This is a genomic window from Mycetohabitans rhizoxinica HKI 454, assembly GCF_000198775.1.
Classification (GTDB): domain Bacteria; phylum Pseudomonadota; class Gammaproteobacteria; order Burkholderiales; family Burkholderiaceae; genus Mycetohabitans; species Mycetohabitans rhizoxinica.
This window is the reverse complement of the sequence record NC_014722.1, coordinates 1,226,897-1,241,586: the sequence shown is the minus strand read 5'-3', so window position 1 is coordinate 1,241,586 and position 14,690 is coordinate 1,226,897. Positions and strand designations below refer to the sequence as shown.

Below are 14,690 nucleotides of genomic sequence, written 5' to 3'. Positions count from 1 at the left end.
GTGCACACGACTGCCGTTTTTTTAGGCAGCCGGCATATGCACCGTCTTCAGCGCGGCTCGACGGTCCACGCGTCGCCCCGCTGCACGAGCACGCGGTCGCAGGCGAATTCGTCCAGCGTATGCTCGTGGCCGGGCAACGCCTGAATCACCGTCTCACCGCTATCGCGCAACGCCGCTACGGTGGCCCGCAACGCCGCGTCGTGATTCCACGGCGCCAGAATGGCACTGGAGCGTGCCTGCCGCGGCGAAATCCGCGCCACCTCGCGCAAGTCCAGCGAAAACCCGGTCGCCGCCCGCGCACGCCCGTACGCGTGGCCAACATGATCATAGCGCCCGCCGCGCGCCACGGCGTTCGGCACGCCATCGACATACGCGCAAAACATCACGCCGCTGTGATACGCGTAGCCACGCAAGTCGGCTAGGTCGATCGCCACGTGCGCATCGCCAATCTGCGCGGCAAGAAACGCAAGCTCATCGAGCGCGCGCGTGAGCGCAGGCCATGCAGGAAGTTGCGCGCGCGCCTCGTCGATCACTGACGCGTCGCCGTACAGCATTGGCAACGCGAGCAGCGCGTCGCGCACCGGCTTCGCCAGGTCACGCGTAAGCTCATCCAGCCGGGGCACATCCTTGCCGGCCAGCGCCGCGTACAGCGCGGGGCCTAGCCCGGCCGCGCGCTCGTCGGCGTCCAGCAGCGCGGCCAGCACGCCCGCATGGCACAGGTCCAGTCGCACCGGCCCGAGACCGGCGAGCCGCAGGCTATCGAGCATCAGCTGCTGGATTTCGACATCCGCCTCCAAGCCTGCATACCCGTAGATTTCGGCTCCAATCTGGATCTGCTCACGCGTCGCATGCAGGCCACGGGGACGCGTGTGCAACACGTGCCCCGCATAGCACAGCCGCGTGACGCCCTGCCGATTCAGCAAGTGTGCGTCGATACGCGATACCTGCGGCGTGATGTCCGCGCGCAGCCCCAGCGTGTGGCCGGATAACTGGTCGACCAGCTTAAATGTGCGCAACGCTAGGTCGCTACCGCTGCCCGTCAGCAATGACTCGAGGTATTCGAGCAGCGGCGGCATGACCATCTCGTAGCCATACGAACGGAAACGGTCGAGCAGCACGCGACGCAATTCCTCAAGCTTACGTGCCTCGGCGGGCAACACGTCGGCGATATTCTCAGGCAATAACCAGGTCGGCATCAGCTTAAGTCCAGTGGCGCGACGCAGCGCAGCGCGATCAGGCCGCCAGCATCAGCAGGAGCAACCCAAAACCGATTGCCATCAACCCGCCGAGCCGCACCTGTGCCGGCGGCAGTTGCGTTATTTTACGAAACGTATCCAGCCACCGCGCCGGCGACACGAATGGGAAAATCCCTTCGATGATTAGCATCAGCGCAATGGCGAGCAAGAGTGTGGCGGCCATGGGCCTGCTTCTTTTTTTTCGCGCGGGCACACACGCCGCATGCCCGCGCGGCGCTCGTGCGTCTAGTGTCTGCGACCCGGCGCGGCAGGCGTGGCCGCAGCGCCGCCCACCGCCGCGCCGGCGGGATTTTTCATGAAGCGGAAGAATTCGCTGTTCGGATCCGCGACCACGATATCCCCGTTGCCAATGCTGCGCCGATAGGCCTCCAGGCTCTGGTAGAACGCATAGAATTGCGGGTCCCGGCCGAATGCGTTCGCATAGATCGCGGCAGCCTTGGCATCGCCGTCCCCTTTGATCTCCTGCGCCTGCTTATACGCTTCGGCGATCACCACTTCACGCTGCTTGTCCGCATCGGCACGAATGCGTTCGGCCTCGGCGGCACCCGTCGAGCGCTGCTCGTTGGCGACTTGCTGGCGCTCCGCCTTCATCCGCTGGTAGACCGATTCGCTGATGTTCTCGAGCAAATCGACGCGGCGCAGCCGCACGTCGACGATGTCGATGCCCAGGTTCGATGCGTCGCGCTCGACCTTCTTGCGCACCGCCTGCATCACGACCTCGCGCTCGTTGGAGACCACCTCCGAGACCGTGCGTTTGGTGAACTCCTCGTTCAGCGCCGCGCGGATGACTTGGGTCAACCGGTCCTGCGCGAGTGACGCGTCGCCGCGGAAACTGATGTAGAACTTGCGCGGATCGACAATCCGCCATTTGACGAACAGGTCAACCAGCAGATTCTTCTTTTCCGCAGTGATGTAGCGGTCCGCTTCCGGGTTGTCGATCGTCTGGATGCGCTTGTCCATATAGATCACGTTTTGGAACGGCGGCGGCGCCTTCAAGTGTAGGCCGGGCGCCGAGATGATCTGCTTGACCTCGCCGAACGCGAACACGATCGCGTACTTGCGCTGGTCGACGACAAAGATCATCGAGGAGCCGACGAACAACACGACGAGCACGGCAACGACGAGGGCGATGATTCGATTCATAGTCTGCCCCTCTTATTGACCGTCGTCGCGGCCGCGACGACGAAACAAGTCCCGGGAACGACTCACGTCGCCGCCGACAGACGCACCCGGCATCGCTTGCGCTGGCACGGCTGGCCCGCCGGCCGGCGACGCCCCACCCTGCGCGCCGTTGTCCGGCGCACTCGGGCTCGCGCCCCCTTGCGCGTGCGCGCGATGCTGCGCCAATACCTTGTCCAGCGGCAGGTACAGCAGATTGCTGCTGGCTTTGCTGTCCACGATCACCTTCGTTGCGTTTGAGTAGACTTGTTGCATCGTGTCCAGGTACATTCGTTCGCGTGTGACAGCCGGCGCCTTCGCGTACTCGGCTTGCACTTGCTTGAAGCGTGCGGCGTCACCCTCGGCCTGGGCCACCACGCGCGCGCGATAGCCGTGCGCGTCCGCTACCATCCGCGCGGCAGTGCCCTGCGCGAGCGGCACCACGTTGTTCGCATAGGCCAGCGCCTCGTTCTTCGCGCGCTCGCGATCCTGCCCGGCTTTCACTGCGTCGTCGAAAGCGGATTGCACCTGCTGCGGCGGCTGCACGCTCTGCATCGTCACGCTGCTCACGATAATGCCCGTCTTGTACTGGTCCAGGATCCGCTGGATCTGCTGCGACAATTGCAGCGCGACCTGCTCGCGTCCCTCATACAGTACATAGTCCATTGTGTTCTTGCCGACGATCTCGCGCACTGCGGTCTCGGCGGCCTGCGTCACCGTGCCTTCCGCGTCGACGTTGTGGAACAGGAACGCGGCCGGATCCTTCACGCGATACTGGACCGCAAAACGCACGTCGATGATGTTCTCGTCCTTGGTCAGCATCGACATATCCTTCAGGTTCGTCGAGCGGATCATGTTGTCGCGGCCGATCTCGACCGAGCGCACCTGCGACATGTTGACAATCTCATTGCTCTGGAACGGATACGGCAGCCGCCACTGGATCCCCGCGCCGGTCGTGTACTTGTACTTGCCGAACTGCAGCACGACACCGGCCTGCCCTTCCTGCACGATATAGACGCCACTGGCCAAGTAGATCGCAACCAGCACGCCGACGACAACCCCCAGGCCCAGATGCCCGCCGCGGCCGTTACCTAGGTTCGCCGGGCCTGGGCTGCCGCCGTCGCCACCACCCTTGCGACCGAACAGCCGGTTAATCCGGCGATTGAAGTCGCGCCACAACTCGTCCAGGTCGGGCGGACCTTCCTGGCCGTCCTTGCCACCGTTGCGCTGATCCTGCGGACGCCGGGACGCATCGTTGCCCCCCTGGCCCCGGCCCCAGCGCGGATCATTGATTGAAAAGACAGCACGCGCGCGCTGCCACGTACTTCGGATATTCTTGTCGTTCACCATGTCACAGCCGGTTATTGCAGAATGCAGTTGTCAGATACGCTGTTGGTGGACACTGCGGCTCGCTTGGCGAACGCGCTCGTCGTCGGATGCATTGGCGCCGGCCGTCGCCCCGGCCTCGTCCGAGTGCGAACCCTCGGCGTCGCAACGCGGGCCGTGATCGTCGGCGCCCATGCCGTCCGGATCCCGCTTGAACGCCTGCGCACCGAGCGCCACCTCGGCCACCGCGTCGCGCAACGCGTCGAGTCCCTGCCCGGTTCGCGCACTCAGAAAAACGCGCGTGATATTACCATACTCGTTCCTTTCAACCCGATCGGCCCGGCTCGCCAACTCAGGCACCTGGTCGATCTTGTTGAACACGAGAATCTGCGGGATCGATGCCGCGCCGATCTCGCGCAGCACGTCGTTGACCTGCTCGATCTGATCCGCGCGCACCGCGCTGGCGGCATCGACGATATGCAGCAGCAGGTCCGCATGCACGGTTTCCTCCAGCGTGGCGCGAAACGCCGCGACCAGTTGGTGCGGCAAGTCTCGGATAAAGCCGACCGTGTCGGAAACCACGACATTGCCCGCTTCGCCGAGATAGACGCGGCGCGACGTCGTATCCAGTGTCGCGAACAACTGGTCAGCCGCATAGGCTTGCGCCTTGGTCAGCGCGTTGAACAACGTTGACTTGCCAGCGTTCGTATAGCCAACCAACGACACCGACAGCGTGCGATTGCGCTCGCGCTGCCGACGCTGCGTGCCATGCTGGCGCTGCAGCTTGCGCAGCTTGCCGCGCAACATCTTGATGCGCTCGCCAATCAGCCGCCGGTCAGTTTCCAGCTGCGTCTCGCCTGGGCCGCGCAAGCCGATCCCGCCTTTTTGCCGCTCCAGGTGGGTCCACGCTCGAACCAAGCGCGTGGACAGATATTGCAGCTGCGCCAGCTCCACCTGCAGCTTGCCTTCATGGCTGCGCGCGCGTTGCGCGAAGATATCGAGAATCAGACTGGTGCGATCGACAACACGCCGCTCAAGCTCATGCTCCAGGTTACGCTGCTGTGCGGGCGACAATGCGTGGTTGAAAATGACAATATCGACGTCGTTAGCCTGTGCGCCGAGTCGAAGCTCCTCGACCTTGCCGCTGCCGATAAAGTGCGCGGCATCCGGGCTCGAGCGCCGGCCCGTCAGTGTCAGCACCGGGTGAGCCCCGGCACTGGTGGCGAGCAGGCTCAACTCTTCAAGACTGGCCTGAAAATCGATCTTTCCGAAATCTATGCTGACAAGCGCTGCGTTGATCAAATTGATGAAACAGTTAGAGTGGAAGACAGGCGCCAGGCCGGCTGGCTGCGCCCGCCGGACAATCGGATCACGAGCCTTCCGAATCGGGATGGAAGTTCACCGGGCGTGCGGGCACGACGGTTGAGATCGCGTGCTTGTACACCATTTGCGTAACAGTATTGCGGAGCAACACCACATATTGGTCGAACGATTCGATATTGCCTTGCAGCTTGATACCGTTGACGAGATAAATCGACACCGGCACATGCTCCTTGCGCAATGCGTTCAAAAACGGGTCTTGTAACAGTTGCCCTTTGTTGCTCATAGCAAACTCCGAGGTTGTTTTTTGCAAATTAATCATATCGGCGACGAGAAAAAGGAAACGCCGCCAATTGCTACACTATAGCCGAATTTTCGAGGCCGTAAAGTTGCCGGCCGGACCATCGCCGCACATTCAGTCTTTGTCCGCATAAGGGTTCCGGCTCGAACGAAACTCTATGCGCAATGGAGTGCCGGTGAGACCAAAAGTTTCGCGAAACCGGCCTTCGAGGTAACGTTTATACGTATCAGTGATCGCATCCAACGCATTGCCGTGGATCACGATGATCGGCGGATTCTGCCCCCCTTGGTGCGCATAACGCAACTTTGGGCGGACCGGACCGCGGCGCCGCGGCTGCTGGAACTGCACGGCGTCGATCAGCGCCCGCGTGAGCTTCGGCGTCGGCAGCTTGGCCATTGCGGCCGCATAGGCGGCATCCACCGAGCGCAACAGCGCACCAATCCCCGTCTTTTCCGCCGCCGAAATGTAATGTGACTTCGCGAAGTCGAGGAATTTGAGCTTGCGCGCCAAGTCGGCCTTGGTGCGCTCGCGCACGTGCTCATCCAGGCCGTCCCATTTGTTCACGCCAATCACGAGCGCGCGGCCCTGCTCGACGACAAAGCCGGCAATATGCGCGTCCTGTTCCGAGATATCCTGCCGCGCGTCGAGCAGCAGGATCACCACGTTGGCGTCGGCGATCGATTGCAGCGTCTTGACCACCGAGAACTTCTCGACCGCCTCGAACACCTTGCCGCGCTTGCGCAGCCCGGCCGTGTCGATCAGCGTATACGGGCGGCCCTGGCGCTCGAAGTCGATGTAAATCGAATCGCGCGTCGTGCCGGGCAGATCGAACGCAATGACGCGCTCCTCGCCGAGCAACGCATTGACCAAAGTCGACTTACCAACATTGGGCCGGCCGACGATGGCGATTTTCACGCCGTGGCCCGCGTGCGCTTCATCGTGCGGCGCACGATCCGCATAGGCGACGGCGAGCGCCTGTCCAATCATCTCGCTGACACCGTCGCCGTGCGCGGCGGAGATTGCGCGTGGATCGCCTAGGCCAAGTTCATAGAAGTCCGCGGCCACCGCGCTGTACTTCATGCCCTCGGCTTTGTTGACGACCAGGAAGATCGGGCGGCCCGTCTTGCGCAGATAGTCGGCGATCGTCTTGTCCTGCGGCGCGAGGCCGTTGCGGCCATCGACGACGAACACGACCACGTCGGCCTCCTCGACCGCCTGACGCGTCTGCCGAGCCATCTCATGCAGAATGCCGTCCTTGGCGACCGGTTCGAAGCCACCCGTATCGACGACCAGGTACGGCCGCTCGCCGACGCGGCCCTCGCCATAATGGCGGTCGCGCGTAAGCCCGGGCAGATCCGCGACAAGCGCATCGCGCGAGCGCGTCAACCGGTTGAACAGCGTGGATTTCCCCACATTAGGGCGCCCAACAAGGGCGATTACGGGCTTCATGTTGCTTTTTCCAAAAACGCACGCGCGCCGTCCGGCAGCGGCCGGCGGCGCGCGTACGCGATGCGGCCGGCCTATTGCGGCCGGAAACCGTACAGATCGCCGTTGCGGCTCTGCACCACCAACGTGTTGCCGGCAACGACCGGTTGCGCGGTGATCGCGCCCCCCGTCCTCGTCCGTGCGACAAATTCACCGGTATCACGCGATAGAAAGTGCACAAACCCCTTATAGTCACCGACCACCACCGCGCGGCCGACGATCGCCGGTGCACTGACGTCGCGGCTCTTCAACTGCGTGTTTTGCCACAGGGGCTTGCCGGTCATCGAATCGTACAGCGACACGACCGACCAGTCGTTTGTCGACGCCACAGCACGATCGTCCTGCGCCAATCCGCCATAACTGGAGAACGGCTGCTCCCACAGCGCGCGTCCGCTCAACACGTCAAAGCAACCGATCCGGCCCTGGAACGTCACCGCACAGGTCTGCGAGCCGACCAGCGTCGGCGCGCCGGCCACATCGTTGATCCGCTCGACTTCGGTGACACCGCGCGGATACGAGACCGGCGTTTGCCAGTACGCATCGCCGCTTTGCAAATTGATCGCGGCAAGCGAGCCGCCCGGGAACCCCGCCAGCACCGCACTGTCGCCGGCGAACGTCATGCCGGCCACAGTCCGCAGGTTCAGCGGCACCGCGCGGTTCACGTAGACCCATTTCTGCTCGCCGGTGTGCGCATTGTATGCTGTGATACGCCCGTCGATCGTGCGCACCAGCACGAAGCCCTGGCCCACTGCCGGCGGCGTGACGATCTCACCGGATGCATTCGCCTTCCACAGCACCTTGCCATCGCCGTCGAGCACGAACACGTCACCCTTGAGTGTGCCGACCGCGGTCAGCGTACCGTCGCTGCCGACACCGGCCGACAGGTCCGCGCCCACCTTCGTGCGCCAGACCTCCTTGCCATTGGTTGCATCGATCTTGACCACGGAGCCGTTCGCGCCAGCCGCGTACACATAATCGCCGACGGCGGCGGGGGCGAACAGGTAGCGTCCGGACTTACCCACGCTGGCCTTCCATGCCTCGCGCACCTCGAGCACGGTCTTGATCGGGGTCAGTTCGGTCGGCACGCCACGCCCATCCTTTGTGGATGAACACGCGGCCAGCACAGTCAGCGAAAGCAGGCACGCGAGCGGCCGGACGTAGCGGAAAACAAAATTCATGGATCAGTGACGCATTGACGAATCAATCGGAAATCGAACTGCACGGGGCTTTAGCCACCGAGCGCATCGAGCTTGAACTGGATCAGCTGACGCACGGACGACTCACCGTGCTCGAGCGCCGCCAGCGCGGTCTGGTACGCGGCGCGCGCCTCATCACGCTTGCCCTGCGCAGCCAGCAGGTCACCGCGGCGATCCGCGTACAGACCGCCGAACGCCTGCGGCGGCGGGTCGGACAACAGCTTCAAGCCCGCGTCATAAGCCTTTTCGTCGATCAACAGCGCAGCGAGCCGCAACCTCGCGACCGCCTTGAACGCGTCGCCACGTGCTTGGTCGATAACCCACTGCAACTGCCCTTTCGCGCCGGCCACGTCTGCAGCCGCATACAACGCCTTGGCTGCCGCCAGCGCGCTAAGCGGTGCATACGCGGTGCCACCAAAGCGCGCTTCCATGTCCGCCGCAACGCGCGCGATCTGCGCCTTGTCTCCCGAGGCCACCGCCTGCTGGACCGTGTCATAGAACACCGCGGCCTGCGCCGCCTGGCGCCGCTGCCACCAGTTCCAACCGTTATAGGCGGCCCCGGCCAGCAGCGCGGCGAGCACGACCCCGGTCAGCACATTGCCCCACTTTGCCCACCAGGCCTGCAGGTTATCAAGGGTTTCTTGTTCGTGGTGGTAGCTCATCTAGTGGATACTCGCCTGGTCATTCATTCATCGCCTTCGTCGGCGGGTGCAACCATCGCATCGATCAGGAATTCGGTCAAGTGTTCGGCCGGCACCCGTTGCTGCACGCCATCCGCGCCCGCCGGATCGCCACGCAACGCCTTGATCGACACTTCGTCTCGCTGGACCTCGTCGTCGCCGAGAATCACCGCATACGCGGCACCGCTCGCATCGGCACGCTTCATCTGCGACTTGAAACTCGCCGGGGCGCCGTCGGCGCTGCAGTGCAGGATCACATCCAGCCCCGTGTCGCGCAGCCGCTCGGCGATCACGAACGCACGCTCGCGCGCCGCGTCGCCCTGGTGCACGACGTACACGTCGCAGCCGTCGTCAGACGGCACCAGTTGATCCTCGCGCAGCAGTTCCAAAATACGCTCGACGCCCAGGGCCCAGCCGCAAGCCGGCGCCGGCTTGCCACCGAGCTGCTCGATCAGCGGGTCATAGCGGCCGCCGCCGGCAACCGTACCTTGCGCGCCGAGCTTGTCGGTCACCCACTCGAACACCGTCAGGTTGTAGTAATCCAGCCCCCGCACGAGCCGGGGGTTGATCGTAAATGGGATGTGGTTCGCGCTCAGCAACCGTTGCACGCCTTCGAAATGCGCGAGCGACGCGTCCCCGAGAAAGTCGATCAGCTTCGGCGCATGCGTCGCAATGTCCTGCATCGCGGGATTCTTCGTGTCGAGCACGCGCAACGGATTCGTATACAGCCGGCGCTTCGCATCATCGTCGAGCAACTCGACGTGCCGCTCCAGGTATGCAATCAACTCGTTGCGGTGAGCGGCGCGCTCCTGCGCCTGCCCGAGCGAATTGATCTCGAGCCGGATGCCCGTGAGGCCCAGATCATCCCAGAGCCGTTGACACATCAGGATGATCTCCGCATCGGCATCCGGACCCGCAAAACCGAGCGCCTCGACGCCGACCTGGTGAAACTGCCGGTAGCGACCGCGCTGTGGCCGCTCGTGGCGGAACATCGGTCCGATATACCAGAGCCGCTTTGGGCCGTCGTACAGCAGGTTGTGCTCAATCGCCGCACGCACCACGGCGGCGGTGTTCTCTGGACGCATCGTCAATTGCTCGCCGTTCAGCGAATCGACGAAGCTGTACATTTCCTTCTCGACAATATCGGTCACTTCGCCGATACCACGGGTAAACAATGACGTATGCTCGACGATCGGCGTACGGATGTTCTGGTATCCGTAGGCGCGCAGCATCGATTTGACCGTGCTCTCGAAAAACTCCCACAGACCGGCGTCGCGCGGCAGGATGTCATTCATTCCCTTGACGCCAGTCAACTTCTCTAGCTTACGTTTCTGTTCTGTCATGTCGATTCAATGATAATCCGGGCTGGGGACTGTGCTTCGCACGCCACGCCACTCGCCGCCGTCGCGCCATAGGTGCGCTGGACATAGTCGTTGACGATATCTTGAAACTCCTCCGCGATGCGCGCGCCGCGCAGCGTGGTCGTCTTCACGCCGTCGATGAACACAGGCGCGGCTGGATTCTCGCCGGTTCCCGGCAGGCTGATGCCGATATTCGCGTGCTTGGACTCGCCGGGACCATTGACGATACAGCCCATCACTGCGACATTCATCGTCTCCACGCCCGGATACTGCTTGCGCCACACCGGCATCTGCGCGCGCAGATAGTCCTGAATTCGCGACGCCAGCTCTTGGAACACGGTGCTCGTCGTGCGGCCGCAACCCGGACACGCAATCACCATCGGCGTGAACGAGCGCAGCCCCATCGTCTGCAAAATCTCCTGGGCAACGACGACCTCACCGGTGCGCGAAGCGCCCGGCTCCGGCGTCAGCGAGACCCGAATCGTGTCGCCGATACCCTGCTGCAGCAGCACCGACAGCGCAGCGCTCGACGCGACAATACCCTTCGAACCCATGCCCGCCTCGGTCAGCCCCAGGTGCAGCGCAAAGCCACAGCGCAGCGACAACGCCTGGTAGACCGCGATCAGGTCCTGCACGCCGCTGACCTTGCACGAAAGCACGATGCGGTCGCGCCCTAAGCCAAGCTCGACAGCACGTTCGGCCGAGCCGATCGCGGACTGGATCAGCGCCTCGTACATCACGCTTTGCGCGTCCCATGGCGTCGTACGCTGCGCATTCTCGTCCATCATCCGCGCAAGCAGGTCCTGGTCCAGGCTTCCCCAATTCACGCCGATGCGCACCGGCTTGTCATGGCGGATCGCCGCCTCGATCATCTGCGCGAATTGCGTGCCGCGCTTGGCGCCCTGACCGACATTTCCCGGGTTGATTCGGTACTTCGACAGCGCCTGCGCGCAATCCGGATAATCGCGCAGCAGCAGATGGCCGTTGTAGTGAAAGTCGCCGACCAGCGGCACATTCACACCCATGCGGTCGAGCTGCTCACGGATCGCCGGCACCGCAGCCGCCGCTTCGGGCGTGTTGACTGTGATGCGCACCAACTCGGAGCCGGCCTGCGCAAGCTCCTTAATCTGGATCGCAGTACCGATTGGATCCGCAGTATCGGTGTTCGTCATCGACTGCACGCGCACCGGCGCGCCACCGCCGATCGTCACCGTATGGCCCTGCCAACGCACTGTAACCGCATGCGTGCGACGCCTTGGCGCAGAGCCGCCGAATACGGGTTCATCCGACGCGACCCGGCTTGCTACCGGCGCACCACCGGATTCAAACAGAATATTAGATTGCATCGAATTATCCGATTGCATGACACCCTGATCCTAGCGAGCACCGCGCCCGCGCTGCGACAGACCCACGACCGCACGGGGCTGGCCGTCACTGGCCTTGCCACGCCCATCCCATCCTTCGTTACGGCAGTTACGGCAGACTGAAGCGCGCAACGTTGCCCTGCGCGCCATCGTATTTCGCGGACGGAATCGGCTTGCCGTCGAGTGCCATCGCCTCGATGCCGGCCTTGTTGCCCACGGTCACGCGAAACGGCGCAATGCCTTGTACACGCTTCTCGTCCCCCGCGCGCAGCAAGCCGGAAAATAACGGCTTGCCATCACGCTGCCGCACACTGAACCAACTGTCCTGCGACACCTTGATCATTACTGCTGCCTCGCCGTCGGCCAGCACCGGTGCGTCCCCCGGCGTCGGCGATGCGTCGCCCAGCCCCGCATTGGCCGCGATCGCAGGCGAGGCCGGCGCTGATGCAAGCGCCGCGGCCGTCGATGCCGCGGACAACGTGTCCGCGCCCGACGACGCATCAAGCGCCGCGGGCCGCGGCAATTCAGTCAGCGTGCTGGTTGCCGACGCCAGCTGCACACCCGCCGGCGCGGTGCCACCCATGTTGCCGGTCTGCGCCGCGGCGCCCGGCGATGCAGCGCCGTCGTGCTCAACTGCCTCTGCGCCACCGGTCTTCAGGCGAGCGATCCAGCCTCCGCCCGCTTCACCACCGGTGCGCCATACCGCGATGACCGCCGCCAGCACAATCATGAACGCGACGATCCACCCCCATGGCCGACGCCTGGGAGCGCCTCCCAGATTCATCACGACACGACCCCGCGGCAATCCCGCGCCACTGTTCGACGGCAGCGATAGTTCGGGCTCGATCGGCCCACTAGTGCGTCGCAGCGTATTGGTCAACGGCGTCGGATCGGCACCGAGCATCTTCGCATAGCTGCGCACCACGCCGATCGCAAACGTCGTATCCGGCAGGTGGCTGTAATCGCCTGACTCCAACTCACGCAACTTGTGCGGCGCGACTTTCAACCGCGCGGACACATCCTCAATCGACCATCTTTTGGCCTCGCGCAGCTTTTCGAGCTGCGCACCGACCTGCCGCGCGGACTCCGCCGCGGCGCCTGGATCCGGCCGTCTGGCCGTGGCGCTCGAGTCGTGCGGTGTCGGATGCTGCTGGTCACTCATCCCTAATTCCTCACTGGAATTCTTTTCATTGCTCGCGGCGCCGCCGCGAGCTGGTCTCGCCTAAACGATGAGCCCAAATGGAGCAAGGCCGGCAAACCGCCGTTCGCCGGCATCACTCAAATCATGTGCATGACCGCGGCGCACGGCACAAAATCCCGCGACGCACACAGCGCGCCACGATCGTCGCCATCCCGGCCCTGCCGAGGCAAGTCCCCATTTTTGCCCCGTCCTGCCTGCGCCACCATACGTCATACCGCGCGCACCCCGATCGACGCGAGACCGGTACGCGCGTCGCGCCGCATGCGCTCCGCCACGCGGGTACGGTCGCGGACCTCGCCGGCCAACTGCCCGCAGGCCGCATCGATATCGTCGCCGCGCGTCCTACGCACGGTCGTCACGACGCCAGCATCGATTAGGATCTGCGCGAACTGCTTGATCCGCTCCGGATGGGAGCGCAACAGCCCGGACTCCGGAAACGGATTGAACGGTATCAGGTTGAATTTGCACGGCACGTCGCGCGTCAGCGCAAGCAGTTGCCGCGCGTGCTCGTCCCTGTCGTTGACACCGTCTAGCATGCAATACTCAAATGTGATGAAATCGCGTGGCGCAACACGCAAATACCGGTTACATGCCGCCATCAATTCCGCAAGCGGGTACTTTCGGTTCAGCGGCACCAATTCATCACGCAACGCGTCGTTGGGCGCGTGCAACGACACGGCCAGCGCCACCGGCAATTCGGCCGCCAGCCGATCGATCATCGGTACGACGCCCGATGTAGACAGCGTCACGCGGCGACGTGACAACCCGTACGCGTGGTCGTCAAGCATCAGCCGCATGGCCGGCACCACCGCATCGAAATTCAGCAGCGGCTCGCCCATGCCCATCATCACGACGTTCGTGATCACCCGCTCACCGGGAGCCAGGCCACCGCGCGCCGCGCGCAGCGCGAACTCGGCCATCCACAGCTGGCCAATGATCTCGCCGACGCCGAGGTTACGCGAGAAGCCTTGCTTGCCCGTCGAGCAGAAGCGACAGTTCACCGCGCAGCCAGCCTGCGACGACACGCACAGCGTGCCGCGCCCCTGCTCCGGGATATACACGGTCTCGACCGCGTTGCCTTCGCCCACGTCAAGCAGCCACTTGCGCGTGCCGTCCGCGGACGTGTGGTCCTGCAGCACCGCGGGATGACGGATCGATGCGCGGGTCTTCAGCTTGTCGCGCAGCGATTTCGCGAGATCGGTCATCGCGTCAAAATCGCTGACGCCACCGTGATGGATCCACCGCTGCAACTGGCGCGCGCGAAACGGCTTCTCGCCGAGGCTCGCGCAATACGCAACGAGGCCCGCAGCATCGAAATCCAGAAGATTGACCGTGTCAGTCATTGTCATGCCTGCCGTCTCAGATGGCGCCCGCAGCGGCGGCACACCGCACCGCCCATCCAGCCCGTGCCCGCAGACGCGGGCTTGGCCGGCGCGGCCGGCTTACCGCTGCTCAGCGCGAGTAGACGTTCATTTCCGGAAAGAAGAAGGCGATTTCGACAGCTGCCGTTTCCGGCGCATCGGAGCCATGCACCGCGTTAGCGTCGATGCTGTCCGCGAAATCGGCACGAATCGTGCCCTTTTCTGCCTTCTTCGGATCGGTCGCGCCCATCAGCTCACGATTTTTTGCGATTGCGTTCTCGCCCTCGAGCACCTGAATCATGACCGGGCCCGACGCCATGAACTCAACCAAATCCTTGAAGAAAGGCCGCTCCTTATGCACCGCGTAGAACTTTTCCGCGTCCGCGCGCGACAGATGGACCATGCGGGCCGCGATGATTTTCAGCCCAGCGTGCTCGAACCGGCTGTAGATTTGACCGATCACATTCTTTGCGACAGCATCGGGTTTGATAATCGACAGGGTGCGCTCGATCGCCATGAAAAAACTCCGGGAAAATGAGGAAATTACGAAGTCCATCGAATCTGCCATTCTAGCATGAGCCGGTGTATCATTGGCAGGGAACCCTTACAGCACTGTAAGGCTCTAACATCACGTGTCGCTTGGCCGTCGGGCCGCCGCGATGAGGCGGCGGGCGATGCCGG

General features: G+C 63.6%; 14 protein-coding genes. All 14 read right to left on the bottom strand.

Going from position 1 to position 14,690, the window contains the following annotated elements:
* Window positions 1–47: 47 nt before the first annotated feature.
* A complete protein-coding gene (locus tag RBRH_RS05845; protein ID WP_013435110.1) occupies window positions 48–1,196 on the bottom strand; it encodes an ATP phosphoribosyltransferase regulatory subunit in 1,149 nt (382 codons plus the stop codon).
* A gap of 37 nt (window positions 1,197–1,233) precedes the next feature.
* On the bottom strand, window positions 1,234–1,419 hold the full coding sequence (locus RBRH_RS05840; RefSeq protein WP_041753417.1) for a DUF2065 domain-containing protein: 186 nt from the start codon (window positions 1,417–1,419) through the stop codon (window positions 1,234–1,236).
* Window positions 1,420–1,481: 62 nt separating this feature from the next.
* Entirely contained in the window at window positions 1,482–2,399 is a 918-nt protein-coding gene (gene hflC, locus RBRH_RS05835) for a protease modulator HflC (protein WP_013435108.1), read from the bottom strand.
* Between the two features lie 12 nt (window positions 2,400–2,411).
* Complete coding sequence (gene hflK, locus RBRH_RS05830; RefSeq protein WP_013435107.1) at window positions 2,412–3,764, bottom strand: FtsH protease activity modulator HflK; 1,353 nt, start codon at window positions 3,762–3,764, stop codon at window positions 2,412–2,414.
* Window positions 3,765–3,794: 30 nt separating this feature from the next.
* Entirely contained in the window at window positions 3,795–5,042 is a 1,248-nt protein-coding gene (hflX, locus tag RBRH_RS05825; protein WP_013435106.1) for a GTPase HflX, read from the bottom strand.
* Between the two features lie 67 nt (window positions 5,043–5,109).
* Window positions 5,110–5,346, bottom strand: coding sequence for an RNA chaperone Hfq (gene hfq, locus RBRH_RS05820; protein WP_041754221.1), 237 nt, complete (start codon window positions 5,344–5,346; stop codon window positions 5,110–5,112).
* Window positions 5,347–5,475: 129 nt separating this feature from the next.
* Window positions 5,476–6,810, bottom strand: coding sequence for a ribosome biogenesis GTPase Der (gene der / locus RBRH_RS05815; protein ID WP_013435104.1), 1,335 nt, complete (start codon window positions 6,808–6,810; stop codon window positions 5,476–5,478).
* A 71-nt stretch (window positions 6,811–6,881) separates the two neighbouring features.
* The gene (gene bamB / locus RBRH_RS05810) at window positions 6,882–8,024 is read right to left on the bottom strand and encodes an outer membrane protein assembly factor BamB (RefSeq protein ID WP_013435103.1); all 1,143 of its coding nucleotides are present in this window, start codon (window positions 8,022–8,024) and stop codon (window positions 6,882–6,884) included.
* Between the two features lie 50 nt (window positions 8,025–8,074).
* A complete protein-coding gene (locus tag RBRH_RS05805) occupies window positions 8,075–8,704 on the bottom strand; it encodes a tetratricopeptide repeat protein (protein WP_013435102.1) in 630 nt (209 codons plus the stop codon).
* 23 nt (window positions 8,705–8,727) lie between these two features.
* Entirely contained in the window at window positions 8,728–10,065 is a 1,338-nt protein-coding gene (gene hisS / locus RBRH_RS05800) for a histidine--tRNA ligase (protein WP_013435101.1), read from the bottom strand.
* Window positions 10,062–11,429, bottom strand: a complete 1,368-nt coding sequence (gene ispG, locus RBRH_RS05795) for a flavodoxin-dependent (E)-4-hydroxy-3-methylbut-2-enyl-diphosphate synthase (protein ID WP_049786370.1) — start codon at window positions 11,427–11,429, stop codon at window positions 10,062–10,064. The genes hisS and ispG overlap by 4 nt, the downstream gene beginning before the upstream one ends.
* Window positions 11,430–11,556: 127 nt before the next feature.
* Complete coding sequence (locus tag RBRH_RS05790; protein ID WP_013435099.1) at window positions 11,557–12,609, bottom strand: helix-turn-helix domain-containing protein; 1,053 nt, start codon at window positions 12,607–12,609, stop codon at window positions 11,557–11,559.
* Window positions 12,610–12,857: 248 nt separating this feature from the next.
* On the bottom strand, window positions 12,858–13,997 hold the full coding sequence (gene rlmN, locus RBRH_RS05785) for a dual-specificity RNA methyltransferase RlmN (RefSeq protein ID WP_041753414.1): 1,140 nt from the start codon (window positions 13,995–13,997) through the stop codon (window positions 12,858–12,860).
* A gap of 103 nt (window positions 13,998–14,100) precedes the next feature.
* Window positions 14,101–14,526 carry a nucleoside-diphosphate kinase gene (gene ndk / locus RBRH_RS05780; protein WP_041753412.1) on the bottom strand — a complete coding sequence of 142 codons (426 nt, stop codon included), beginning with the start codon at window positions 14,524–14,526 and terminating at the stop codon, window positions 14,101–14,103.
* Window positions 14,527–14,690: the final 164 nt, after the last annotated feature.